Origin of the sequence: Tissierella carlieri, assembly GCF_018917285.1 — a bacterium.
Classification (GTDB): Bacteria; Bacillota; Clostridia; order Tissierellales; family Tissierellaceae; genus Tissierella; species Tissierella carlieri.
In genome coordinates this window covers 23,073-47,642 of the sequence record NZ_JAHLOH010000033.1, presented here as the reverse complement: position 1 = coordinate 47,642, position 24,570 = coordinate 23,073, and the positions used below count along the sequence as shown (strand labels likewise).

Here is a 24,570-nt window from a genome sequence, read left to right as displayed (position 1 = left end):
AAGACTCAGAAAATATTGCATAAGGAGGATTTTTAACGTTGAAAAAGACAGCTCGAAAACCATATCTTTGGGAGGCGTTGCTATCATTCGCATTCTTAATTATTGTCATGGGGGTTAGTATTTCTATATACGAAGCTGATCCGCATATTCCAATGCTTGTAGGTACATTATTTGCGGCACTTATAGCAGTTAAGATTGGATTTACTTGGAATGAAATTGAAAAAGCTATGTTCGATGGTATTTATCAAGCTTTACAAGCTATAATTATTTTAGCAATTATTGGTGTTCTTATTGGATTATGGCTATTATCTGGTGTTGTTCCAAGTATGATTTATTATGGATTAGGGATTCTAAAACCTGGAATTTTCCTAGTTGCTACTGTTATAATATGTTCAATCACCTCTTTAGCTACGGGGACTAGCTGGGGTACTGCAGGGACTATTGGTATTGCATTAATTGGAATAGCTAAAGGATTAGGCATACCTGCTCCAGTGGCTGCAGGAGCTATTATTTCAGGAGCATATTTAGGGGATAAGATGTCTCCGTTATCAGATACGACAAACTTAGCACCAGCAGTGTCTGGAACTGACGTATTTACACATGTTAAAAACATGGTCCCAAGTACATTTACTGCATATGGTATTACATTGGTAATATTTTTAATTATGGGATTCAAATACGGTGGAGAGAGTGTTGATATATCGGCTATAAATGCTATTAGAGATGGAATTACATCTTCATTTAATGTGTCACCACTGTTACTAATACCGCCTTTGGCTGTAATCGTAGCAATAGCCTTTAAGATACCTGCTATACCAGGAATTACAATCGGTATAATATTAGGTGGAGTTTTTGGAGTAGTTATGCAAGGTGCAAATTTAGGAGATTTATTAACTGCTGGTGGATTGGAGAGGATGATGTTTTCTATTTCACTTACAATTATAGCCATGATGTTTGGTGGTATAATGGAAAAGACTGGGCAACTTGAAGTTATAGTGGGAGCACTGTTAAAGAGAGTAAAGCGTGTAGGTACATTAGTTACTACTACAATATTAACCTGTATATTTAGCAATGTGACAATGCCTGAGCAGTATATTTCAGTCGTAGTGCCTGGCAGAATGTATGCTAAGGCATACAAGGAAAAAGGTCTTCATCCTAAAGTATTGTCCAATGCTTTAGAGGGTGCTGGAACTATTACTTCTGCTCTAATACCTTGGAATACATGTGGTGCCTTCCTTTACAGCGTTCTTGGAGTAGCTACTCAAGATTATGCTAAATATGCTTTTTTTAACTATATAACTCCAATAGTAATTATTATATTCGCATATATAGGGATTAATCTACCTAAGATAGAAGATGACCCTGATACTGTAATAGGTTTAGAAAACTAAGATATTGAAAATTATATTATATATATGATAAATAAAAGCTCTGATAGGGAAACTTATCAGAGCTTTTTAATACAAAAAATTATTTTTCACATTTCTAAATGATAATGTTTATCATTTAGAAATGTGGGCATATATATAATAAGCTGATAATAATAAAATTAATATAGATAAAAAAGGAGAGATACAATGAAATTTTTACTACCAGAATTAAAATATTCATATGATGCATTAGAACCACATATAGACCATTTAACAATGGAGACTCATCATTCAAAACATCATCAAACTTATGTTGATAATTTAAATAAGGCCTTAGAAGGTCATGAAAAATTCCAAGAAATGAAAATAGAAGATATATTAAAATCTTTAGATGATTTACCAGAGAACATTAAAACTGCTGTAAGAAATAATGGTGGAGGTCATTATAATCATACATTATTTTGGGATATGATGTCACCAAATGGTGGAGGTAAACCAGAAGGAGAACTTGGAAAGAAAATTGACGAAGAATTAGGAGGATTTGATAAATTAAAAGAAGATTTCAAAAAAGCTGCATTAGGTCAATTTGGTAGTGGTTGGGCATGGTTAGTACTTGATAATGGAAAACTTGCAATACTTTCTACACCAAATCAAGATAATCCAATCTCACAAGGAAAGATACCTCTTCTTGGAATAGATGTATGGGAGCATGCATATTATCTCAAATACAAAAATAAAAGAGCAGACTATATAGATTCTTGGTGGAATGTAGTTGATTGGAACAAGATAGAAGAAATATATAATAAAGCTAAATAATGAATAATAGGCCCTGCATATGCAGGGCCTTTAAATTTAAAAATTAAATTTGTAATATTTAACTAGATTGATAATATTGAAAAAACAATGTAATATATTACTTAGGTACTGGAACAAATATGGAGTTATAGAGAATAGTAAAATAATAGGTATTACAGATGGAGGGATATATGGAAAAGATTAAATTACTATTGAAAAAAAATGGAACAAAGATTTCAAGATTAATATTTATAATATTCATGATGGGAATTATAATCGCTGGAGGAGCGAAGGAATTAAAATCAATAGATTTTGCTAAGACAATATCTCTAATTAGGGAATTTCCTATGTCTCTTTTATTTATATTTACTATTTTAGGAATAGTAGCAGTATCATCAATGAGCTTGTATGATTTTGCAATAATAAAATATTTAAATCTTAATATTAAAAAAATAACTATATTTAGCATTACTTTTGTAGCTAACACAATAAATAATATTTCAGGACTAGGGGGATTGACAGGAGCCTCTATTAGGTCTGTACTATTTAAAAAGAGCACCAACAATAAAGGGGATATTATAGATTATAATTTATTATTGATTCCAGCAACGGGTATAGGACTTTCACTTATGACGATTATTGCATTGTTTAGATATCAATATATAGCTCCCCTTATAGAGAAATATAGATGGATAATTATAACCATTGTTGCTTTCATAATATACTTCATTGTTTATTTTTTAATAGATAGGATTTTTAGTACTTTAAGAAAAAATTCAATAGAAACAAGTGATCATAATAAGATTATATTGAGAGTGAAACTATTATTTTTATCTTTTATAGAATGGATGGTTGCTTTCACTTTATTTTTTGTTATCGTGAGACAATTTAGTCAAGGTGTAGATCCTTATATTATATTTATCGTATTTACCTTAGGTTCCATAGCTGGTATTCTAAGCTTATTGCCTAGTGGAGTTGGGTCTTTTGATTTAGTTGTATTACTTGGATTTCAATATTATGGTATAGGAACTGAAAATGTTTTAGCCATATTGATATTATATAGAACTTTTTATTATATATTGCCTTTGATAATAGGAATAGTTTTTACTTTGATAGTACAATCTCAAAATGAAAATAAATTAATTCAATTTATTGGTTTTTCAAAGATAAAAGATTTTATCAATAAAACATCTAGCATTACAAACCTATTGTTAGCTATATTGATATTAGCATCTGGAGTAACCTTATTATTATCTGCATTAGTTCCGGGAGTAATTGAACGAATTAAAATAGCTTCAAGACTTTTATCATTTCCAATTTTACAGTTATCAAGGCAGTTATCAATATGTATAGGAATACTATTGATAGTTATTTCTAGGGAAATAAGAATGAAAGTAAAACGCAGCTACAAAATTACTATGTGGTTATTGTTTTTTGGTGCTATATTTGCTTTCGTTAAGGGGTTCGCCTATGAAGAAGCAATTTTTTTGATTTTAGTTCTGATAATATTAAAAATGTCTAAGCATAGCTTTTATAGAAAAAGTTTACCAATTGATTGGTTTAAAGCCATTATGACTTTGCTATTGGCCTTTATCGGAATTTTAGCCTATATGAAAATGTCTCATATAATATTGAGAGATTTTATAAAAATTAAATATTTCAAGTCCTTGATCTCAAAGGGAATTTCTTGGCCTATACCTAGTGGTATTATTGCTTATGGTTTTCTCATTGTTTTTGTTATCTACTATGAACTAACAAAGGAAAAGATAACAAATGATAAGATGTATGAAAGTATTAATGAAGAAAGGGTAAGTAAATTTCTGCAAGAATATGATGGGAATTTCTTAACTCACCTTATATTTTTAAAGGATAAACATTTATTTTGGTCTAAAAATAATAGTGTTTTGATTCAATATGAGATAAGTCATGGCCTTGCAGTAGTTTTGGGAGATCCTATTGGAGATCCAAAATACTTCGGAGAAGCTTTAACAGAATTTCAGATATTCATAGATGAATATGGATATAAATCAGTTTTTTATCAATCCAGTGAGAAATTATTACCTTTTTATCATGATCATGGGTATTATTTCTTTAAATTAGGTGAGACAGGATTAGTGGAACTTGATAATTTTGATATAAATAGTTCAAAAAGTAGAGATTTTAGAAATACACTTAGACGATTTGAAAAGGATGGTTTTACTTTTGAGATGTATTGTGATAACTCTATAGATGAAAATCTATTTTTAGATCTAAAGAAAGTTTCTGATGAATGGTTAGCTGATAGAGAGGAAATGGGCTTTTCACTTGGATGGTTTAGTAGGGAATATCTAAATAAATCTAAAATAGGAGTTGTAAAGAAGGAAGAAACAGGAGAAATAATAGCATTTGCTTCTATAAGTCCTAGTTATGATGATCATAAATCAGCTTCTATTGATTTAATGCGTTTTAAAAAGGAAGTACCTAATAATACCATGACTTTTCTTATACTTAATTTGATTTTGATATTTAAAGAGGATAATTATAAAATATTCAATCTGGGAATGGCTCCACTCTCAAATGTAGGAATATCACAGAATGCACATATTCAAGAAAAGATTGCACATTTAGTATTTAAATATGGTAAACATTTTTATAGCTTTGATGGACTAAGGAAATATAAAAATAAATTTGATCCAAAGTGGGAAGGAAAATACTTGGTTTATGAGGATCTTATGTTGCTTCCATCCTCTCTAATAGAAGTAACTTGGTTGATTCATTCAAAGAAGAAAAAATCTTAAAGAAATGAGTGAATATATGAAGAGAAAAATATTAAAAACTATAAGCACCATAGACAGCTTAAATATAGAAGAGTTTAAAAAGCTCAATATAGGTATTGAGATACAGGATTTTACAGAACCTAATTTATCCTTGGATGAAATTAATATAATAATTCATAGATATAAAGCTAAACTTAAAGGATTTGAAAATGTCAAAGCTTTGCATGGACCTTTTTTAGATTTAAAGCCTTCGAGTCCTGATAAATTAATTAGAGAAGTAAGCTATAATAGATATTTATATACTATGAATGCGGCTAAGGAATTAAATATAGATTACTTAATATTTCATAGTCAGATTAATCCATATTTAAATCAGCCATCATTAATAAAATTAAACAATAAGCAAAGTAGGGAATTCTGGGAACAGATACTAAAAGAAGTACCAGATTATAATGGAATAATACTTCTGGAAAATATATTCGAAGAAACTCCCAACATGTTAAAAGACCTAATAGAAACTATAAACTTGCCTAATATTAAAATTAATTTAGATGTAGGACATGCTAAATTAGGGAAAGTGAAATTGGAAGAATGGATAAAAGAACTTAAAGATTATATTTTCTATATTCATATCCATTCTAATAATGGTCTATATGATAATCACCAAGCTCCAATTAGAGATGAAATCGAAGATTTATATTATTTATTGGATAAATACAATCTGGATCCAGTATTATCCTTAGAATATAAAGTAGATAATTTAGAAGAAGAAATGGAAAAATACAAATAGGGGGAAAATAATATGACAAATATCATGATACAAGGCACCACATCTTCAGCAGGTAAGAGTCTTATGTGTACAGGATTATGTAGAATATTTAAAGAAGATGGATATAAGGTATACCCATTTAAATCTCAGAACATGTCCTCAAAATATTATACTACTAGTGAAGGATATAAGATAAGTACAGCTCAAACTTTGCAAGCAATAGCTGCGGGACTTAAACCACATCCAAATATGAATCCAATCTTACTTATACCGAAGTCAGATAAAGGTTCTATGGTTGTTATAAGAGGTGAAGATAAAGAGGATATGGAAGCAGTGGAATACTTCAAGTATAAAAATACTCTTAGACCAATGATATTAGACATATATAAAGAGATAGAGAAAGAAAATGATATCGTAGTTATAGAAGGTGCAGGAAGTCCAGCAGAAATAAACTTGAAACAAAATGATATAGTCAATATGGGAATGGCTGAAATGGCAGATGCTCCAGTACTTTTAGTAGCAGATATAGATAGGGGAGGAGTATTTGCTTCTCTTTATGGTACTGTAATGCTGTTAGAAGAACATGAAAGAAAAAGAATAAAAGGGCTCATAATCAATAAATTTAGAGGAGATAAAACTTTATTAGATCCAGGAATTAAAATGATTGAAGAAATATTAAATATACCAGTTGTAGGAACAATACCTTTTGCACATTTAGAATTAGTAGATGAAGATAGTTTAATAGACTATGACAAGGAATGTAATACAAATCCACAAACAGAAGAAGAATTGGAAAGAGAATTAAACAAATTAGCAATAATACTTCGTGAAAATATGGATATGGATTATATTTATAAAATAATGGGATTGGATAATCAAGTATGCTAATTAGTATAATACTTGCAGTTATAATAGATTTTATTATAGGGGATCCCTATAGTTTTCCTCATCCTGTGAAACTTATGGGAAGAATGATTGCTTTTGAAGAAAAATTAGCAAGAAAAATTGCTAGATCAAAAAAAGGACTTAAGTTTGCTGGATTTATTATTGTTATAATTAATATTTCACTTGGCTTTATTACGCCATATTTGTTATTAAAGCTTATAAAAGAATATAAAGTTCTTTATATTATAGTGAATACTTACTTAATCTATACATGTATAGCTGCAAGATGTCTGCATTATGAAGCCATGAAGGTATCAAAAGCTCTAGACATAGGTATAGAAGAAGCTAGGATAAGACTTTCTTATATTGTTGGAAGGGAAACTAAAAATCTTTCAGAACAGGAAATTATAAGGGCAACAGTAGAAACTGTGGCAGAGAATACATCTGATGGGGTCATTGCTCCACTATTTTATATAATCCTATTTGGAGCATCTGGAGGACTAGCATATAAATTTATCAATACTATGGATTCTATGTTAGGTTATATGAATGATAAATATATTGATCTAGGATATTTTCCTGCAAAGGTAGACGATATATTTAATTATATTCCATCAAGAATTACAGGAATTCTTATGTGCTTAGGTTCATTAGGGAGATTTCATATAAAAAATGGTTTTAAGATAATGATCAGGGATAAAAAAAATCATAAGAGTCCAAATTGTGCATATCCAGAGGGTGCTGTTGCAGGGCTTCTAGATATTCAATTAGGTGGAAATAATTATTATCATGGAAAGCTTGTAGAGAAACCTACAATAGGTGATAAGGTTGAGGAAATTAGAAAAATAGATATAAAAAACACTATAGAAATTATGTATCGTAGTGAAGTATTATTATTAATAATCCATATTGTGATCCAATTAGTTAGCTAAGTAAAAGATGGACATAACAACCTTTGGTATAATATTATATCTTTTAGTTGCAAAAATATCTTGTATTAAATATTATTTTATGATAGCATTAGAATGAAAATTGAATATAGTACATTAGGTTCTATAAGAATAATAGGGAAATGGGTGAAAATCCCATACAGCCCCCGCTACTGTAAGTGATGATAGAATCAGCTTATACCACTGGAGAAATCTGGGAAGGTGCTGAGAGTAAAATGAGTCACAAGTCAGGAGACCTGCCTAATAGTATTGAAGTGACCTTCGGAGGGAAGGAAAAACTTATAATTGTACTATTATATAGTTAATATTAGTATAAGTTCCATCCCTAATCTGCTTCAGGTTAGGGATTTTTATTTTCCTTTTAGGTCACCTAGTTTAGATATAAAGGAGTATTCCTTTAAAAATAAATGTGAGGTGATTTTATGAAAAAGAAATTATTAATGTGGGGTATATTATTGACTTTAATTATAACTCCACAGCTTGCACAAGCAATGCATATTATGGAAGGTTTCCTACCTATTAAATGGGCAATTATTTGGTCAATATTAACTTTACCATTTTTAGTCATAGGATTTAGAAAGGTAGGAAAAGGTTTGAAAGAAGGACAGGATCATAAAATGATTCTAGGATTAGTAGGAGGATTTGCATTTGTTTTATCTGCCCTTAAGATTCCATCTGTTACTGGATCTTGCTCTCATCCAACGGGAGTAGGATTAGGTGCAATACTATTTGGACCAACAACTATGACTGTTATAGGGACTATAGTATTGTTATTCCAAGCCTTATTATTAGCCCATGGTGGGATTACTACATTAGGAGCTAATTCCTTTTCCATGGCTGTAGTAGGTCCACTTGTTTCCTATGGTATATATAAAATGGGTAAAGAAGGGAAAAATAAAAGCCTGACAGTCTTCTTAGCGGCAGCATTAGGAGATTTAGCTACTTATGTAATTACATCAATTCAGCTTTCTTTAGCATTCCCAGATGCCACAGGAGGAGTTGCCGCATCTCTTACAAAGTTTCTATCTGTATTTGCAGTTACACAAATACCGCTAGCAATTGTTGAGGGAATTATAACTGTAATGGTATTTAATCTTATTCAAGAATATAGAAAAGAAGGAGTGATTAAACTTGAAGAGTCTATTTAAGCAAAATATTATTCTTTTATTTTTGATAATTGTAATCGTAATTACTCCATTAATTATTAAAAGAGATTCTGAATTTGGCGGAGCAGATGGAGAGGCTGAAGGAGTTATCCAGGAAATAAATCCAGATTATGAACCATGGTTTGAATCATTCTGGGAACCACCAAGTGGTGAAATAGAGAGTTTATTATTTTCTCTTCAAGTAGCTATAGGAGCAGGTCTTATAGGGTATATCCTTGGTGTATTAAAGGAAAGACGCAAAATTGTTGCTGATAGATAAATATGCATATACTAACAAATTAAGAAATTATCCTCCACAGGTAAAGATTCTTCTTTCCTGTGGAGGCATAGTATTGTCAAGATTAATCAATAGTTATTATCTTGATTTATTGATTACTATTCTTATGATCATATTAGTTATTGGAATAGCTAAAGTTCCCTTTAGAACCTATTTTAAGATGCTTTTATTACCTGTATCATTTCTATTCATTAGTATAATTACTATAATGATTTCAGTAAATGGTGATTTTTATCTTTACTATTTCAAGATTATGAATATCTGTATTGGTATAACTATGGAGTCTATGTCTAAAGGAATAAAACTGTTTACAACAGTATTATCATCTTTAACATCAGTATATTTTCTGATATTAACCACTCCGATGATTGATATCATTAGGGTTTTAAAGAAATTAAAGGTACCTAAGCTGTTTATAGAATTAATGGTACTTATTTATAGGAGTATATTTATTTTCATTGAAGAAGCGAACAATATTCATTTAGCCCAAGCTATGAAATTTGGTTACGAAAACAAGAGAAATTCATTAAGATCTATAGCATTACTTATTAGAAACCTTTTTACCAGAGTATTTATAAGACATAATGAGATGAATATATCCTTGGAATGTAAGTTATATAGCGGAGAATTTAAATTAGGTGATTAAATGTTAAAAATAAACAATTTATACTATAAATATGAAGATGGAACGAAGGCATTAAATGATATAAATATAGATACATCAAAGGGAAAAGTAATAGGTGTTATTGGAGCTAATGGTTCTGGAAAGTCAACCTTGTTCCTAAATATAATGGGAATTTTAAAGCCAAGTAAAGGTTCAATAATATATAATGATACTCCTATAAAGTATAATAAGGCTTATTTAAAGGAATATAGAAAGCAAGTCAACATTGTATTTCAAAATCCCGACCAACAATTATTTTACTCCAACGTATTTGATGATATAGCTTTTTCATTGAGAAATATTGGTGTTAGTGAAGATATAATAAGGAAAAAAGTAGCTAATGCATTGGAACAAGTTGGCGGTCTTGATTTGGTGGACAAACCCCTGCATTTTTTAAGCTATGGTCAGAAGAAAAGAATTGCTATTGCTGGAGTTTTGGTCATGGAATCTAACATTCTCTTATTAGATGAGCCTACATCTGGACTTGATCCTTATATGACTAAACAAATGAAAGAGATAATCAATGAAATAAGTAATGATAAAACCATTATAATATCTAGTCATGATATGGATTTAATCTATGACATTTGTGATTATATTTATATACTTAGCAAAGGCAGCATCATTGGAGAAGGTGAAACACAAAAGATTTTTCGTGAAGATAAACTACTAGACGAAGCCTTTTTAACAAAACCTTGGCTTGTTAGAATTCACGAAAAGTTTAATACTATCTTATTTAGGAATGAAGAAGAATTTTTATTATATGAAAGAAAGGAGATTTTATGAAAAAAGGAATAATAGTAGCTAGCTTTGGAACTACCTATGAGGATACGCGGAAATTATGTATAGAAAGCATAGAAGATATAATTAGAGAAAAGTATAGAGATTACTTAGTTTTAAGGGCATTTACATCTCAAATGGTTATCAACATATTAAAGAAAAGAGATAATATTCATGTATTTAATCTTGAGGAAGCAATAAGAGATATGGAAAATCAAGGTATAGAAGATATATATATTCAACCCCTCCATATAATCCCTGGCCATGAATATGAGAAACTTACTAAATATAATTTAAAAGTAGGCTTGCCATTATTAAGTTTAGAAGAAGATTATATGAAGATTGTTGAAAATATTGGAATTAGTGAATTAGGAAATAACGAAGCCCTAGTATTCATGGGGCATGGCTCTGATCATGAAGCAGATGAATCCTATGAAATACTAGAAAATCTTTATCATAAGAAAGGTTTTACAAATGTATTTATTGGTACAGTAGAAGGGAGTAAAACCATAGAAGATATAATAAAGGAACTAAAAGAAAAAAACATAAAAAAGGTAAAACTAAAACCATTTATGCTAGTAGCAGGAGATCATGCAGTAAATGATATGGCGTCTGAAGATGATGATTCTTGGAAATCAATACTTGAAAGGGAAGGATTTCAAGTTGAGGTATGTCTCAAAGGTCTAGGTGAATATAAGATTACCCAAGAAATATTTCTAGAACATTTTGAAAAGATAATAGGAGAGAAATAATGAAAAAATTATATGGCATTGGAACAGGTCCAGGAGATAAGGAACTATTAACCCTTAAGGCTGTTAAGGCAATAGAAAGTTCGTCAGTTATATTTGCTCCAAACAACAAGGGAAAAAATATGGCAGTGGATACTGCAAAAGATTTTATTGGAAACAAAAAAATAGTATTTATAGATTTTCCTATGGGACATGTACTGAAAGAAGATTATAAAAAGGCTGCAGAAACTATATTCAAAGAGATACCTGAAGGTGAGATAGGTTCATTTCTTACAATAGGGGACCCTATGGTATATAGCACATTTATATATATCATGGAAGAATTAGAAGGAAGAGACATAGATATAGAAATAATATCAGGGATTCCATCTTTTGTAGCAGCAGCTGGTGAAAGTAAGACTCCCCTAACTGTAAAGGGAGAAAGTTTTTTATTATGTGATGAGTTGAACGAAGAGTTACTAGAAAAGATAACCTCTATAGCTATATTAAAAACTTTCAAGGGAAAAGAAAAGATATTAAACATATTAGATAGTAATGACTATTGCTACAAATATATTAAAAGAGCAACGTTAGAAGAACAAGAAATCATAATAGATAAAGAAGAAATATTAAACGACAAAGATTATATATCATTAATTATGGCTAGAAAGAATTAGGAGGATTACAATGAAAAGCAAAAAGATATTATCACTACTACTAATACTTGTATTGATTGCAACAACATTGGCAGCATGTAAGACTAAAGAAAATGATAAGCCAGTAGTACAAACAGAAGATACTTCACAACCAATAGAAACAAATAAAGATATAGATGAGGATGCAAAAGAAGAGTATGGGATAAAAATTACTGATAAAACTGTATCTTTTATAGATAGTAGAGGAGAAGAAGTTACTTTAAATAAGAATCCTGAAAGAGTAGTAGTACTATTTAACTCTTATTTAGATATCTGGATGAAAAATGGAGGCAGTATCGTAGGTAAATTGGAAGAATCTATAGGTCAAGATGAAATACCTGGAACAGAAAATGCTGAGATAGTAGGGGCTCTTGGATCTATAAGTGCAGAAAAAGTATTGGAATTAGAACCAGATTTAGTAGTTTTAATCTCAACACAAAAATCTCAAATGGAATTAGTGCCTATTTTTGAAGAAAATAAAATACCATTTATAGCATTAGAATATTATGGTAAAGAGGATTATTTTAAATTAGCAAGATTATTTTCTGCTCTTAATGAAAGAGAAGATTTATATGAAGAAAATGTTTTGAATGTTAAAAATCAAATAGACAGTATAATTGATAAGGCACCAAAAGATAAAGCGAATAAAGTACTTATAATGATGGCTAGTGCAAAATCTGTTACTGCCAGAGGTTCTGATTCTACAGTTGGAGAAATGTTAAAGGATTTGCATACTATAAATATAGCAGATACATCAAATGATATGCTAAGTGATAAAAACTTTAGTATTGAAAAGATTCTAGAAGAAGACCCAGATTTCATATTTGTACAAACTACAGGAAATGATATGGACAAGGTAATAGAGAGAATAAAGGAAGATGTAGAATCTAATCCTGCATGGTCATCTCTTTCTGCAGTAAAAAATGATAGATATATAATTTTACCAAAGGATCTCTATATGTTTAAAGCAAATCATAGATATGCAGAAGCATATGAAGGGTTAGCTAAGATTCTATACCCAGAAGTATTTAAATAAAAAGGAGTAGGCTATGATTAAATATATAAAAGAAGGACCTAAAAAAAGTACAATGATTACTATCTTTATTATCTTATTCATAGCCAGTTTTTTCTTTAGTGTTGGCAATGGAGCAGTAAAAATAAATCCTTTACAAATAATTAAATCTATTTTATATGAGAAGGATACTGTAAAATATCAAATAATATGGAATGTAAGATTGCCAAGAACTATAGTCGCAGCCTTAGTGGGCATATGTCTGTCATTATCTGGTGCTATACTTCAAGGAATAATGAGAAATCCTTTGGCAGGACCAAATATAATAGGAGTTTCCTCTGGAGGAGGCTTCTTTGCTCTTATTATTCTTATAATTTTTCCAAAGTATTATTATCTAGTGCCAATAGGTGCATTTATTGGTGCTTTGTCTGCGACTTTATTTATATATTCTTTGGCATGGAAGGAAGGTGTACTTCCCACAAGGTTAGTCTTAGCGGGAGTAGCAGTATCATCTCTCTTTAGTGCAGGTACTAATGGTCTAATGACATTTTTTCCTGATAGAGTCCATGGAGTTTTAGGATTTATGGTTGGAGGCCTTTCAGCTATAACTTGGAAGGATGTAAGAATAATCTTACCATATGCAGTGCTAGGGATGATATTAATATTATTTTTACCAGATAAATTAAATATCCTTATGCTGGGAGATGAGGTTGCTACAGGATTAGGTGTGAGGGTTGAAAGAACTAGATTTGTTTTTATAATAATTTCCTCCTTATTAGCAGGAGCGGCAGTATCTGTAGTAGGACTATTAGGTTTTGTTGGACTTATTGTACCTCATATGACAAGATTGTTTATTGGTTCAGATTACAGATATCTTTTTCCAGGGACTATATTTTTTGGTGCATCGATTGTTATGATTTGTGACACTCTGTCAAGAATATTATTTGCACCAATGGAGATTCCAGTAGGTATTATAATGTCAGCACTTGGAGCACCGTTTTTTCTTTATTTATTAAGGAAAAAGGAGGCAATGAAATAATGGGTATGGAAACAAAAAATCTACAAGTTAAATATGGAGATAAGGTAGTATTAAAAGATGCCAATTTTAAGGTGAATAATGGTGAGATAGTTACTATCATTGGACCAAATGGATCAGGCAAAACTACACTCATTAAAGCATTGTCAAGGTGTATCAAATCCCATTCAGGGGATATATATCTTGATGGAAAAGATATATATCAAATACCTACAAAGAAAATAGCAAGGGAAGTGGCTATATTGCCACAAGTAAAGAATGTATCAGCTGATGTTACTATAGAGAATCTTGTATCCTATGGAAGATATCCCCATTTAGGATTTGGAAAAAGAATAAAAAAAGATGATAGAGATATTATCCATTGGGCAATTGAAAAAACTGGGCTGATAAAACTTAGAGATAGATATATAGCAACTCTATCAGGTGGAGAGAGACAAAGAGCTTGGATAGCAATGGCACTAGCACAGAAACCAAAAATACTAATTCTTGATGAACCTACTACATATTTAGATATATCCTATCAATTAGAAGTATTAGAGTTGGTAAAGGAGTTAAATGAATCTTTAGGTATTACAGTTATAATGGTTTTACATGATTTAAATCAAGCTGCCAGATATTCAGATAATATCTATGTATTAAGAGATGGACAGATATGTGAGTGTGGAAAGCCGAATAATATATTACAAACTAAGATGCTAAAGGATGTATTTAGAATAGAGGCTCATATATATCAAGATGAAATAAACGATTGTCCATATTTTATACCACATAAGTTAAAAGATAGTGAATAATGAACAACTAATAGTGAATAGTTGAAAAGATAGTGAATAATTAAAAGACCTAAAAACTTTACTAAAAACTATTCACTCTTAACTATTAGCTATTCACTATTATACAAGGAAGGTGATAAAATGGAGCATGGAGGAGATTTATTATCCTATGAAAAGTATTATGATGGAGAATTAATAGATTATAGTAGTAATATAAATCCATTGGGACCACCTAAAGGATTAGAAAAAGTCTTAATAGATGGTTTTAAGAATATTCAATCATATCCAGATATTAAATATAGAAGACTAAAAAAATCTATAGCTAACTACCTAAGCTGTAGTGAGAATAATACTATAATAGGGAATGGAGCAGTAGAATTAATAGATAACTTTATAATTTTAGCTAATAGAGTATTGGTTTCCACCCCTTCTTTTTCGGAATATGAAAAAAGGGCAATCATACATGGAAAAGAAGTAATTAGAATTCCATATAATCTTGATTTTACAATAGATATTTTAACTATAGGAAACAAAATACAAAAAGGTGATTTAATAATATTGGGTAATCCCAACAATCCTACTGGGCTTAGGATAGATAAAATAGAATTAATAATGTTATACAATGTTATTAATAAATCTGGAGCATATTTACTATTAGATGAAGCTTTTTTCGAGTTTTGTCCTATAGATTATGACAGTATAGAATTGTTTAGGCAAACTAATTATGAAAATTTAGGGATTATAAGGGCTGCTACAAAATTTTTTGCACTACCTGGGATTAGACTAGGATATGGATGTACATCTATAGAATTGGTAGAAAAAATATCTAAGATAGAACTGCCATGGAGCATAAATTCCTTTGCGGAGGCAGCAGGTAATTTTATATTTAGTGACAAGGGATATATAGAAGAAAGTAAAAGATATGTTGAAAAAGAAAGACAATATATGCACAAAGAGTTATCGAAACTTTCTAATATAAAAGTATTTTTGACAGAGACTAATTATATTTTGATTAAATTATTAAAATGGGATGAAGAATATGTATTTAATTTTTTTCTTAAGAGAGGAATAGTCATAAGAAAATGTTCGAGTTTTATAGGACTTAATCATCATTATATTAGAGTTGCCATAAAGAACAGAGAAAATAATAAGAGACTTATAGAAATCTTTAATGAATTGGAGTGTATGTAAATGAAATCCATAATGATTACAGCTCCATCTAGCAATACTGGAAAGACAACAATTACACTTGGTATTATTAGGGCAGTTAAAAATAGGGGATTAGATGTATCTGCATTCAAAACAGGACCAGATTTCATCGATACTAAATATCTGGAACTTGCGTCAGGAAAGAGATCAGGAAACCTTGATATTCACTTAATGGGAAGGAAGGGAATAAGAGAATCCTTATCCATGAATTGCGGAGAATATGGAATTATAGAAGGTGTTATGGGATATTTTGATGGTATATATAACACCTTTGAAAATTCCAGCTTTGATATATCAAAGGAATTAGATATTCCTGCAATATTAGTATATAAACCTCAAGGTGAAATGTTTTCAGCTATACCCAAAATAAAAGGTATGGTAGAGTTCCATAGTTCAAAGATAAAGGGGATTATACTTAATAAGGTTAGTAAGGATATATATCAATTACTAAAGGAAAAAATAGAAGAGTATATAAATATTGAAGTATTAGGATATCTACCTCAAGATACATCCTTAGAAGTAGAAAGTAGATATCTGGGACTAATGCAAATCTATGAAAATGATGATTGTGAGGAATTAATATCTAAAGCAGCAGAAGCTGTGGAAAAAACAATAGATATAGATAGAGTAATTGAATTAGCTAGTTCAGTTGATATTTCCCCCTATGAATATCAGAAGAAAAGAGATATAGAAGTAGCAATAGCCTATGATGAGGCATTTAACTTTTATTATAATGAAAATCTAAATTTATTAGAGAATATCTGTAAAGTAAAATACTTTTCTCCAATTAGAGATAAAAATATTCCAAAGGCAGACCTTATATATATTGGTGGGGGATATCCAGAGCTATATAGAGATGAACTATCATCAAATATAGATATGATAAGCTCCATAAGAGAAAGTGCTATGAAAGGAAAAACCATTATAGCTGAGGCTGGAGGACTTATGTACTTGGTATCTTCAATAGAAAATTGTCCTATGTGTAATCTATTTAATGGCAATGCTATTATGACAGATAAATTACAGAGATTTGGATATGTGAATATGGAATTAAATCAGGATACTATATTGGGAAGACAAGGTAGTATAATCACTGGAAATGAATACCATCGTTCTACAATAGATATAAATGAGGAGCCAGTATTTCGTATTACAAAGCCAATGAATGATAAAAAGGTTTGGCAGTGTGGATATACCTATAAAAATGTTTTAGCATATTATCAGCATATTAATTTCCTTGGAAATATTGAAAATTTTAATTATCTACTGGATATTGTAGAGAAAATAAGAAAAGAGGGATAAAATTGTATATTAAAAATCCTATGGAAATAGAGAATAAAAGTATGGATATTATAGATGAAGTTATGGGGGATACTAATTTTTCAGAAGAAGAAAAGATAATAGCGAAGAGAATGATACACACAACTGGAGATTTTGATTATAGGAATATAATTATATTTAAAAATGATTTTATTGGAGAGGCTAAAAAATCTATTTTAGAAAAAGTAACTATATTTACGGATACTAAAATGGCATATACAGGGATTAATAAACCTGCCTTAGAAAAAGCTGGTTGTGAGCTAAAATGTTATATAGATGATGAGAGAGTATTTTCATTATCTAAAGAATTAGGAACTACCAGATCAGCTTGTGCAGTAGACTTAGCTATTCAGGATGGTATAGATATATTTGTAATAGGCAATGCACCTACTGCATTGTTTAGAATACTAGAACTAGTCAAGGAAGGTAAAGCTAATCCACGATTTGTAGTAGGAGTGCCTGTAGGGTTTGTCGGGGCTGCAGAATCTAAGGAATATTTAAGAGAGTTTGATATACCATCTATATCTACAGTAGGTAATAAAGGTGGAAGTAATGTAGCTGCCTCTATTATTAATGCCTTATTATATATGGTGGTAGGTAGATGACTTTAGATTTATATGTAATAAAAGAAGGAAAACATCTAAGATGTGGATATACTACGGGTTCTTGTGCAGCGGGAGCAGCTAAGGCGGCAGCTACTATGCTTGAGACAGGTGAGATAATAAAATATATAGAGATAGATACACCAGCAAATATTAGATTAAAACTTGAGGTGAATAATCCATCGATTGAAGGGAATAGAGCAACATGTTCAATCATAAAGGATGCTGGAGATGATCCGGATAATACAGACGGGATAGAAATATATGCAACGGTATCTAAACGAGATGATGGACAAATCTTTATAGAAGGTGGTAAGGGGATCGGAAGAATAAAGAGAAAAGGTTTATTTGGAGAAATTGGTGAAGCGGCCATTAATCCTATACCAAGAGAAATGATTGAAAAAGAAGTAAAAGAGGTTTCAAATAGTGGATATGATATTTTAATATTTGCACCTCAAGGAGAAGAAGTAGGGAAAAAAACTTTTAATAAAAATATTGGCATTGAAGGTGGAATATCTATTATAGGCACAAAAGGGATAGTATATCCAATGTCAGAGGAAGCCCTTGTAAAAACCATATATATGGAAGTGGATATGCTGGCTCAAAGTCATGGGAAAGATAATATAATCTTAGTACCAGGAAATTATGGGGAAAAGTTATCTGAAGAATTGAGGCTAAAGGGAGGAAAAGTAAAGATATCTAACTTTATAGGGGATAGTCTACTGTATGTATATAACAAAGGCTTTAAGTCTATGACCTTAATAGGACATATTGGCAAATTTGCAAAACTATCTATAGGTGTTTTCAATACCCATAGTAAAGTATGTGATGGAAGAATGGAAGCTTTTATATATTATTTGGCTCTGATGGGTGCACCAATGGAATTACTCAATAGAGTAAATGATACCATTACGGCAGAAGAAGGATTAAACATCTGTATAGACTCTGGTTATGGTGAAGTTATAAGACATATGGAAAAAGGGGCAGAGGATAGGATTAGGAAATATCTAAAGGATGAAAATTATAAAGTAAAGGTAATCATATATTCCATGGAAAAAGGGGTGGATATATGTTAATTGTAGCAGGAGTAGGACCAGGGAATCCAAAGTATTTAACCTATGATGTCAGAACGAAAATAGAAGAAGCAAGGCATATTTTAGCCTTTGGGAGAGTGGCAAATTCCCTTAAAATCATTAGGGAGGATATTATAGAAGTAAATAAGGTAGAAGAAATATTAAATTATATAGATGGGAAAAAGGAAATATTATTACTTGCTTCTGGAGATCCAAACTTTTTTGGAATAGTGGATTTTCTAAAGAAGAAAGGTCTGGATATACAAGAAGTACTACCTGGACTATCTTCATTTCAATATATGATGGGAAAGCTTCAGAAGTCATGGCATAATGCAAATTTTTTATCTCTTCATGGAAGAGATGAGAATCTAGAAAATATCAAATCACATAAGCTTAGTATATTGTTAATAGATAAGGAAAATACCCCAAATAAGATATCAAAGGAGTTATATGAATTAGACATTAGAGGAAAGATTTATGCAGGATTTAATCTGTCCTATGAGAATGAAAAAATAATTATGAAAAATATTGGAGAAGAAATAGAAAATATTTCATCTCTTGGAGTGGTGGTAGTTGAAAATGAAATGGATTAAAGATGAAGAGTTTATAAGAGGCAATATCCCTATGACTAAGTTCAATATTAGGCTACTTACATTGGGATATTTAGCCATAGAAGAAGGAGATAGATTATTGGATATAGGAGCAGGGACAGGATCTATATCTATAGAAGCATCACTTCATGGTGCTAGAGTGTGGGCAATAGAAAGAGAAGCTGAAGGCATAGAATTAATAAGAACAAATAGTGAAAAATTCAACGCAGGAGTTAATATAATCTATGGACAAGCTCCAGATAGCCTTCCAAATGAGAGCTTTAATAAATGCTTCATAGGAGGATCTGGAGGAAAACTAGAAGACATATTTTTGTATCTGCAAAAAAAATTAGAGAATAATGGGATAATATGCGGAAATTTTATAACCTTAAAAAATGTAACTCAGTTCATTCAACTATTAAATAAATATAATTACAAAGATATAGAAGTACAATTAATTCAAGTGTCATCTATGGATAAAATAGGACTTTTAAAAGGGCAAAATCCAATTTTTATAGCAAAAGGAGTGAAGAAGTATGATTAGCTTTGTAGGGGCAGGACCAGGAAATGTTGACTTAATAACAATTAAAGGTAGGAGACTTTTGGAAGAGGCTGATGTAGTCATATATGCAGGATCATTGGTATCTAAGGAACATTTAGAATTTTGTAAAGAAGAAACTGAATTCCATAATTCAGCTTCAATGACTTTGGAAGAGGTAGTTGAAGTAATAGAAAGATCTGTAAAAGATAATTTAAAGGTAGTTAGATTGCATACTGGAGATCCTACAATATATGGAGCAATAAGGGAACAAATGGATTTATTAGATGCTAGAGGTATTTCCTATGAAGTGATACCAGGTGTTAGTTCCTTTACAGCGGCTTGTGCATCTATTAAGAAAGAGTTTACACTTCCAGATGTAAGTCAAACCATAATCTTGACTCGAATAGAAGGACGTACTCCTGTGCCAGAAGAAGAAGATTTAGAATCTTTGGCTAAGCATAAAGCTTCAATGGCGATATTTCTGTCAGTGCAAGAAATAGATAGAGTAGTAGAAAAATTAGTAAAAGGGTATGGAAATGACAATGTACCAGTTGCTATAGTATACAAGGCTACTTGGGAAGATGAAAAAATAATATTTGGCACACTTAAAGATATTGAAGAAAAGGTAAAAAAGGAAAACATTAATAAGATGGGTCAAATTTTAGTGGGTAATTTCATAGAAGGTGAATATGAAAGGTCAAAGCTATATGACCCAAGCTTTACCCATAAATTCAGGAGTGCATCAAAATGAAAATAGCTTGTTTATCATTTACTGAGAGTGGAAAAAAACTAGGTGATAAACTAAAAAATTTAGATAAAGAAAGTAAATCATATATAATCCACCATTATGCCAATGAAGATATATATGGTGGAATAAAAAACTTATTAAATTATGCTTGGAAAGAATATGATGGGTTTGTATTTATTTCGTCTACTGGAATAGCCATAAGGATGATAAATCCATATATAAAGCATAAAACAATAGATCCTGCTGTTGTTGTAGTAGATGACTATGGAAGATTTTCCATATCATTATTGTCAGGACATTTAGGCGGAGCAAATGAATTGTCTAAATGGATAGGAGAAAAAATAAATGCAGTACCAGTTATTACTACAGCCTCAGATAATAGGAGAATAGAATCCATTGATTTATTTGCGCAAAAAAACAATTATTATATAGAAGATATGAAATCAGTGACAAAGATTACGGCAATGATGGTAAATGAAAAAACTATAGGATTCTATTCAGAGGATAATGCAATTATAGATTATCCTAATATTATAACCTTAGAAGATTTAGATTATATACATCCTAATGTAGAAGGAATAATTATAGTTAGTTCACAAAATTTTAAATTAAAGGGTGCGGATATTCCAGCTACATATTTAAGGCCAAGAAATATTAATATTGGTATAGGATGTAGAAAAGGGATAGAAGGGGTACGGATTATAGAGGCTATAGAAACAGCTCTTATGGAAATAAATCTATCTAGTAAGAGTATAAAAGCTATTGGTACAGTTGAAGTAAAAAAGGATGAAGATGGAATTATCGAAGCAGCAAAACATTTCCATTGTCCAATGAAGATATTTACTATAGGCGAAATACAAAAAGTGGAGGACAAATTCGATAAATCTCAATTTGTTAAAGACACTATAGGTGTTTATTCTGTATCAGAGCCTTCTGCATATTTACTGGGAGGAAGGTTAATCACAAATAAATCAAAACATAATGGAATTACAATATCAATATCAAAGGAGATGAAAAATGGCTAAATTATATGTAGTAGGAATAGGACCAGGTGGAAGAGAGCATATGACTTATAGAGCGGTAGAAGCAATTAAAATTAGTGATGTAATAGTAGGATATACACCATATATAGAATATATTGGAGAATTAGTAGAGGATAAAGAATTATTTTCTACAGGAATGAAGGGTGAAATAGAAAGATGCAAAGCAGCCATAGATATGGTTAGGAGTGGAAAAAACACAGCGATTATAAGTACAGGAGATGCAGGGCTTTATGGAATGGCGGGACCAATACTGGAATTAGCAGAAGATATAGAGGTGGAAATAATACCAGGAGTGACAGCATCATTCTCAGCAGCAGCAGAACTAGGATCTCCAATTATGCATGATTATGCTTCTATAAGTTTATCAGATTTACTTACACCTTGGGAAGTAATCGAAAATAGATTAGAAAAAGCGGCAGATGCAGATTTTGTTATTGCTATATATAATCCAAAATCAAAGGGAAGAAAAGATCATTTAGAAAAAGCAGTGAATATAATTTCAAACTATAGGAAAGGAGAAACACCTGTAGGTATAGTCAAGAATTCTGGTAGAGTAGGCAGAGAAATAATTATCACTACTTTAGATAATATAGACTATAAAAAGGTGGACATGTTATCAGTACTTATTATAGGAAACTCCAATTCCTATATAAAAAATAATAAAATTATTACACCGAGGGGATATAATATAAAATGATTTGGATAATAGGTGGTACTAGTGAAGCTAGGGAAATAGTAGATAGGATAAAAGATCTAAATAACTACATTGTAACTATAGCTACAGATGGCGGAAAAGAGTTTGTAAATAGTGACAAGCTACTGGTAGGTAGAATGAGTTATAAGGATATGGTTAAATTCTGTGAAGAAAATAAAATATCACTAATAGTAGATTTAACCCATCCCTATGCTAAGATAGTATCAGAAAATGCAAAACAAGTAGCAAAGGATTTAGAAATATATTATATTAGATATATGAGGGACAAGATAGAGTTGAAAATAAATGCTATTTATTTAAATAGCTATGATGAAGCTTATGATTATTTATCAAAAACTTCAGGGACTGTATTTTTTACAACGGGATCTAAAAATATCGGTGATTTTGAAAAGGTACGAGGCGAGAATAGATTTATCTATAGAATACTTCCAGCTATGGAAAGCATAGAGGAGTGTAAAAAACATCATGTTCATATGAAGGATATAGTGGCAGTATTAGGTCCATTTTCTAAAGAATATAATAAGGTTATGCTTGACGAATATAAAGCTAAATATTGTATAATGAAAGATAGTGGACATAAGGGTGGCACTCTAGAAAAATTACAAGCCTGTGAGGAGTTAGGTGTAATACCAATAATAATAGGAAGAGAAATTGAAAATGGAATTAAGGATTTAGATTTAATTGAGAAAATAATCAGAGAAAGAAATAAGGGGGGAAAATAAATGGAACATTCATATAGATTTTATAGAAATACAGCTTGTGACTATTTTCCATGTCATAAAGTGAATAATGAAGAAGAATTTAATTGTATGTTTTGTTATTGTCCATTATATTTCTTAGAAGATTGTGGTGGCAACCATATAGATAACCGTGGTATAAAAGACTGTTCAAACTGTCTTGTACCCCATAAGCCAAATGGTTATGATTATATAAATAAGAAAATAATGGAACATAATGACAAAAAAATTAGAGACAACAAATAGGAAAGGCGGAATACAAATGAATTTATTAAAGGAAACTATAAATTTAATAACACCTCCAAATGAGGAAACAAAAAAATTAGCAAGAGATAAATGGGATGGCTTAGTAAAGCCTGTTGGTAGTTTAGGCACATTAGAAGAAGCTACTATAAAAATAGCAGGTATGACTGGTAAAGTGACTAATAAAATAGATAAAAGAGCTATAGTTGTAATGTGTGGTGATAATGGAGTAGCAGACGAGGGAGTAAGTTCAGCACCTCAAATTTTTACAAAGGTTTTAACGGAAAGTATGACAAAAGGATTGACAGGAGTTGCAACTTTAGGTAAATATGCAAATACAGACATTGTTACAGTAAATGTAGGAGTAATAGGAGAAATAGATGATCCGAAGATAATAAATAGAAAAATTGCAAATGGAACAAAAAACTTTGTAAATGGACCTGCAATGACTTATGAGGAGGCAATTAAATCTATAGAGATAGGTATTGAAATAGGGGATAAACTATACGGTGAAGGATATGATATTTTAGGTACTGGAGAAGTTGGTATAGGTAATACCACTACTTCAGCAGCAGTTCTATCAGCTTTGACAAATTTAGATGTAGATATAACCTGTGGAAAAGGAGCAGGCCTTACAGATGAGCAACATTCCAATAAAAAAGATGTAATAAGAAGAGGAATAGAAATAAATAAGCCTAATAAGGAAGATCCTATTGATGCAATAGCAAAGGTAGGGGGATTTGATATAGGTGGAATGTGTGGATTGTTTTTATCAGCTGCTAAAAACAAAAAGCCTATAGTAGTAGATGGTTTTATATCTGGGGCTGCAGCTCTTTGTGCTGTTAAATTAAATCATTTAGTTAAAGAATATATAATCCCATCTCATCTATCAGGAGAACCAGGGGCAAAATATGTAATGGATGAACTACAATTAAAACCTATGCTGAATCTAGGAATGAGATTGGGAGAAGGAACAGGATGTCCACTGGCATTTCAAATCATAGAAGCTGGAATGTATACATTAGAGCATATGGGAACCTTTGAATCATTATCATTAGATGGTGGTGCATTAGTAGATATAAGAGAAGAATAAAAG

The 24,570-nt window shown here is 30.8% G+C and carries 27 protein-coding genes and 1 riboswitch; all 27 genes read left to right on the top strand.

Going from position 1 to position 24,570, the window contains the following annotated elements:
• Nucleotides 1–38: 38 nt before the first annotated feature.
• The 27 genes from nhaC to cobT all read left to right on the top strand — a co-directional run bounded on the left by nhaC (nt 39) and on the right by cobT (nt 24,567).
• Nucleotides 39–1,391 (top strand): Na+/H+ antiporter NhaC, encoded by a 1,353-nt coding sequence (gene nhaC, locus KQI38_RS10405; protein WP_216559135.1) that lies wholly within the window; start codon nt 39–41, stop codon nt 1,389–1,391.
• A gap of 186 nt (nt 1,392–1,577) precedes the next feature.
• Nucleotides 1,578–2,186 (top strand): superoxide dismutase, encoded by a 609-nt coding sequence (locus tag KQI38_RS10400; protein WP_216559131.1) that lies wholly within the window; start codon nt 1,578–1,580, stop codon nt 2,184–2,186.
• Nucleotides 2,187–2,356: 170 nt separating this feature from the next.
• Nucleotides 2,357–4,942 carry a bifunctional lysylphosphatidylglycerol flippase/synthetase MprF gene (gene mprF / locus KQI38_RS10395; RefSeq protein WP_216559129.1) on the top strand — a complete coding sequence of 862 codons (2,586 nt, stop codon included), beginning with the start codon at nt 2,357–2,359 and terminating at the stop codon, nt 4,940–4,942.
• A 16-nt stretch (nt 4,943–4,958) separates the two neighbouring features.
• Entirely contained in the window at nt 4,959–5,711 is a 753-nt protein-coding gene (locus KQI38_RS10390) for a sugar phosphate isomerase/epimerase family protein (protein ID WP_216559125.1), read from the top strand.
• Between the two features lie 12 nt (nt 5,712–5,723).
• Nucleotides 5,724–6,578 carry a cobyric acid synthase gene (locus tag KQI38_RS10385; RefSeq protein WP_216559122.1) on the top strand — a complete coding sequence of 285 codons (855 nt, stop codon included), beginning with the start codon at nt 5,724–5,726 and terminating at the stop codon, nt 6,576–6,578.
• Complete coding sequence (cbiB, locus tag KQI38_RS10380) at nt 6,572–7,507, top strand: adenosylcobinamide-phosphate synthase CbiB (RefSeq protein WP_216559119.1); 936 nt, start codon at nt 6,572–6,574, stop codon at nt 7,505–7,507. The genes KQI38_RS10385 and cbiB overlap by 7 nt, the downstream gene beginning before the upstream one ends.
• A gap of 99 nt (nt 7,508–7,606) precedes the next feature.
• A riboswitch (cobalamin riboswitch) is annotated at nt 7,607–7,783 on the top strand.
• A gap of 164 nt (nt 7,784–7,947) precedes the next feature.
• The gene (locus tag KQI38_RS10375; protein ID WP_216559116.1) at nt 7,948–8,673 is read left to right on the top strand and encodes an energy-coupling factor ABC transporter permease; all 726 of its coding nucleotides are present in this window, start codon (nt 7,948–7,950) and stop codon (nt 8,671–8,673) included.
• The gene (locus tag KQI38_RS10370; RefSeq protein WP_216559113.1) at nt 8,657–8,950 is read left to right on the top strand and encodes an energy-coupling factor ABC transporter substrate-binding protein; all 294 of its coding nucleotides are present in this window, start codon (nt 8,657–8,659) and stop codon (nt 8,948–8,950) included. The genes KQI38_RS10375 and KQI38_RS10370 overlap by 17 nt, the downstream gene beginning before the upstream one ends.
• Complete coding sequence (cbiQ, locus tag KQI38_RS10365) at nt 8,934–9,614, top strand: cobalt ECF transporter T component CbiQ (protein ID WP_216559110.1); 681 nt, start codon at nt 8,934–8,936, stop codon at nt 9,612–9,614. The genes KQI38_RS10370 and cbiQ overlap by 17 nt, the downstream gene beginning before the upstream one ends.
• Nucleotides 9,615–10,418, top strand: coding sequence for an energy-coupling factor ABC transporter ATP-binding protein (locus KQI38_RS10360; protein WP_216559106.1), 804 nt, complete (start codon nt 9,615–9,617; stop codon nt 10,416–10,418). It abuts the gene before it with no gap.
• A complete protein-coding gene (locus tag KQI38_RS10355; protein ID WP_216559103.1) occupies nt 10,415–11,164 on the top strand; it encodes a sirohydrochlorin cobaltochelatase in 750 nt (249 codons plus the stop codon). The genes KQI38_RS10360 and KQI38_RS10355 overlap by 4 nt, the downstream gene beginning before the upstream one ends.
• Nucleotides 11,164–11,817, top strand: coding sequence for a precorrin-2 C(20)-methyltransferase (locus tag KQI38_RS10350; RefSeq protein ID WP_216559100.1), 654 nt, complete (start codon nt 11,164–11,166; stop codon nt 11,815–11,817). Before KQI38_RS10355 ends, KQI38_RS10350 begins: the two co-directional genes overlap by 1 nt.
• A gap of 10 nt (nt 11,818–11,827) precedes the next feature.
• Nucleotides 11,828–12,871 (top strand): ABC transporter substrate-binding protein, encoded by a 1,044-nt coding sequence (locus tag KQI38_RS10345; RefSeq protein ID WP_216559097.1) that lies wholly within the window; start codon nt 11,828–11,830, stop codon nt 12,869–12,871.
• 13 nt (nt 12,872–12,884) lie between these two features.
• Nucleotides 12,885–13,886, top strand: coding sequence for a FecCD family ABC transporter permease (locus KQI38_RS10340; protein WP_216559094.1), 1,002 nt, complete (start codon nt 12,885–12,887; stop codon nt 13,884–13,886).
• Nucleotides 13,886–14,674, top strand: coding sequence for an ABC transporter ATP-binding protein (locus KQI38_RS10335; protein ID WP_216559091.1), 789 nt, complete (start codon nt 13,886–13,888; stop codon nt 14,672–14,674). The genes KQI38_RS10340 and KQI38_RS10335 overlap by 1 nt, the downstream gene beginning before the upstream one ends.
• A gap of 120 nt (nt 14,675–14,794) precedes the next feature.
• Entirely contained in the window at nt 14,795–15,844 is a 1,050-nt protein-coding gene (locus tag KQI38_RS10330; protein WP_216559088.1) for a pyridoxal phosphate-dependent aminotransferase, read from the top strand.
• Complete coding sequence (locus KQI38_RS10325; RefSeq protein ID WP_216559085.1) at nt 15,845–17,164, top strand: cobyrinic acid a,c-diamide synthase CobB; 1,320 nt, start codon at nt 15,845–15,847, stop codon at nt 17,162–17,164. It abuts the gene before it with no gap.
• 2 nt (nt 17,165–17,166) lie between these two features.
• On the top strand, nt 17,167–17,787 hold the full coding sequence (locus tag KQI38_RS10320) for a precorrin-8X methylmutase (RefSeq protein WP_216559082.1): 621 nt from the start codon (nt 17,167–17,169) through the stop codon (nt 17,785–17,787).
• A complete protein-coding gene (gene cbiD, locus KQI38_RS10315) occupies nt 17,784–18,860 on the top strand; it encodes a cobalt-precorrin-5B (C(1))-methyltransferase CbiD (protein ID WP_216559079.1) in 1,077 nt (358 codons plus the stop codon). The genes KQI38_RS10320 and cbiD overlap by 4 nt, the downstream gene beginning before the upstream one ends.
• Nucleotides 18,854–19,450 carry a precorrin-6y C5,15-methyltransferase (decarboxylating) subunit CbiE gene (cbiE, locus tag KQI38_RS10310; RefSeq protein ID WP_246565765.1) on the top strand — a complete coding sequence of 199 codons (597 nt, stop codon included), beginning with the start codon at nt 18,854–18,856 and terminating at the stop codon, nt 19,448–19,450. Before cbiD ends, cbiE begins: the two co-directional genes overlap by 7 nt.
• Nucleotides 19,437–19,991 carry a precorrin-6Y C5,15-methyltransferase (decarboxylating) subunit CbiT gene (cbiT, locus tag KQI38_RS10305; protein ID WP_216559076.1) on the top strand — a complete coding sequence of 185 codons (555 nt, stop codon included), beginning with the start codon at nt 19,437–19,439 and terminating at the stop codon, nt 19,989–19,991. Before cbiE ends, cbiT begins: the two co-directional genes overlap by 14 nt.
• The gene (gene cobM / locus KQI38_RS10300) at nt 19,984–20,739 is read left to right on the top strand and encodes a precorrin-4 C(11)-methyltransferase (RefSeq protein WP_216559073.1); all 756 of its coding nucleotides are present in this window, start codon (nt 19,984–19,986) and stop codon (nt 20,737–20,739) included. The genes cbiT and cobM overlap by 8 nt, the downstream gene beginning before the upstream one ends.
• The gene (cbiG, locus tag KQI38_RS10295; protein ID WP_216559071.1) at nt 20,736–21,761 is read left to right on the top strand and encodes a cobalt-precorrin 5A hydrolase; all 1,026 of its coding nucleotides are present in this window, start codon (nt 20,736–20,738) and stop codon (nt 21,759–21,761) included. Before cobM ends, cbiG begins: the two co-directional genes overlap by 4 nt.
• Nucleotides 21,754–22,476 (top strand): precorrin-3B C(17)-methyltransferase, encoded by a 723-nt coding sequence (cobJ, locus tag KQI38_RS10290; protein WP_216559068.1) that lies wholly within the window; start codon nt 21,754–21,756, stop codon nt 22,474–22,476. Before cbiG ends, cobJ begins: the two co-directional genes overlap by 8 nt.
• Nucleotides 22,473–23,216 (top strand): precorrin-6A reductase, encoded by a 744-nt coding sequence (cobK, locus tag KQI38_RS10285; protein ID WP_216559065.1) that lies wholly within the window; start codon nt 22,473–22,475, stop codon nt 23,214–23,216. The genes cobJ and cobK overlap by 4 nt, the downstream gene beginning before the upstream one ends.
• The gene (locus KQI38_RS10280; protein WP_216559062.1) at nt 23,217–23,477 is read left to right on the top strand and encodes a cysteine-rich small domain-containing protein; all 261 of its coding nucleotides are present in this window, start codon (nt 23,217–23,219) and stop codon (nt 23,475–23,477) included. It abuts the gene before it with no gap.
• A 16-nt stretch (nt 23,478–23,493) separates the two neighbouring features.
• The gene (cobT, locus tag KQI38_RS10275) at nt 23,494–24,567 is read left to right on the top strand and encodes a nicotinate-nucleotide--dimethylbenzimidazole phosphoribosyltransferase (RefSeq protein ID WP_216559060.1); all 1,074 of its coding nucleotides are present in this window, start codon (nt 23,494–23,496) and stop codon (nt 24,565–24,567) included.
• Nucleotides 24,568–24,570: the final 3 nt, after the last annotated feature.

Excerpts from the sequence above, each read along its gene's own strand:
- KQI38_RS10400 (WP_216559131.1), top strand. The coding sequence starts at position 1,578 with ATGAAATTTTTACTACCAGAATTAAAATATTCATATGATGCATTAGAA.
- mprF (WP_216559129.1), top strand. The coding sequence starts at position 2,357 with ATGGAAAAGATTAAATTACTATTGAAAAAAAATGGAACAAAGATTTCA.
- KQI38_RS10390 (WP_216559125.1), top strand. The coding sequence starts at position 4,959 with ATGAAGAGAAAAATATTAAAAACTATAAGCACCATAGACAGCTTAAAT.
- KQI38_RS10385 (WP_216559122.1), top strand. The coding sequence starts at position 5,724 with ATGACAAATATCATGATACAAGGCACCACATCTTCAGCAGGTAAGAGT.
- cbiB (WP_216559119.1), top strand. The coding sequence starts at position 6,572 with ATGCTAATTAGTATAATACTTGCAGTTATAATAGATTTTATTATAGGG.
- KQI38_RS10375 (WP_216559116.1), top strand. The coding sequence starts at position 7,948 with ATGAAAAAGAAATTATTAATGTGGGGTATATTATTGACTTTAATTATA.
- KQI38_RS10360 (WP_216559106.1), top strand. The coding sequence starts at position 9,615 with ATGTTAAAAATAAACAATTTATACTATAAATATGAAGATGGAACGAAG.
- KQI38_RS10355 (WP_216559103.1), top strand. The coding sequence starts at position 10,415 with ATGAAAAAAGGAATAATAGTAGCTAGCTTTGGAACTACCTATGAGGAT.
- KQI38_RS10350 (WP_216559100.1), top strand. The coding sequence starts at position 11,164 with ATGAAAAAATTATATGGCATTGGAACAGGTCCAGGAGATAAGGAACTA.
- KQI38_RS10345 (WP_216559097.1), top strand. The coding sequence starts at position 11,828 with ATGAAAAGCAAAAAGATATTATCACTACTACTAATACTTGTATTGATT.
- KQI38_RS10340 (WP_216559094.1), top strand. The coding sequence starts at position 12,885 with ATGATTAAATATATAAAAGAAGGACCTAAAAAAAGTACAATGATTACT.
- KQI38_RS10335 (WP_216559091.1), top strand. The coding sequence starts at position 13,886 with ATGGGTATGGAAACAAAAAATCTACAAGTTAAATATGGAGATAAGGTA.
- KQI38_RS10330 (WP_216559088.1), top strand. The coding sequence starts at position 14,795 with ATGGAGCATGGAGGAGATTTATTATCCTATGAAAAGTATTATGATGGA.
- KQI38_RS10325 (WP_216559085.1), top strand. The coding sequence starts at position 15,845 with ATGAAATCCATAATGATTACAGCTCCATCTAGCAATACTGGAAAGACA.
- cbiD (WP_216559079.1), top strand. The coding sequence starts at position 17,784 with ATGACTTTAGATTTATATGTAATAAAAGAAGGAAAACATCTAAGATGT.
- cbiE (WP_246565765.1), top strand. The coding sequence starts at position 18,854 with ATGTTAATTGTAGCAGGAGTAGGACCAGGGAATCCAAAGTATTTAACC.
- cbiT (WP_216559076.1), top strand. The coding sequence starts at position 19,437 with ATGAAATGGATTAAAGATGAAGAGTTTATAAGAGGCAATATCCCTATG.
- cobM (WP_216559073.1), top strand. The coding sequence starts at position 19,984 with ATGATTAGCTTTGTAGGGGCAGGACCAGGAAATGTTGACTTAATAACA.
- cbiG (WP_216559071.1), top strand. The coding sequence starts at position 20,736 with ATGAAAATAGCTTGTTTATCATTTACTGAGAGTGGAAAAAAACTAGGT.
- cobJ (WP_216559068.1), top strand. The coding sequence starts at position 21,754 with ATGGCTAAATTATATGTAGTAGGAATAGGACCAGGTGGAAGAGAGCAT.
- cobK (WP_216559065.1), top strand. The coding sequence starts at position 22,473 with ATGATTTGGATAATAGGTGGTACTAGTGAAGCTAGGGAAATAGTAGAT.
- KQI38_RS10280 (WP_216559062.1), top strand. The coding sequence starts at position 23,217 with ATGGAACATTCATATAGATTTTATAGAAATACAGCTTGTGACTATTTT.
- cobT (WP_216559060.1), top strand. The coding sequence starts at position 23,494 with ATGAATTTATTAAAGGAAACTATAAATTTAATAACACCTCCAAATGAG.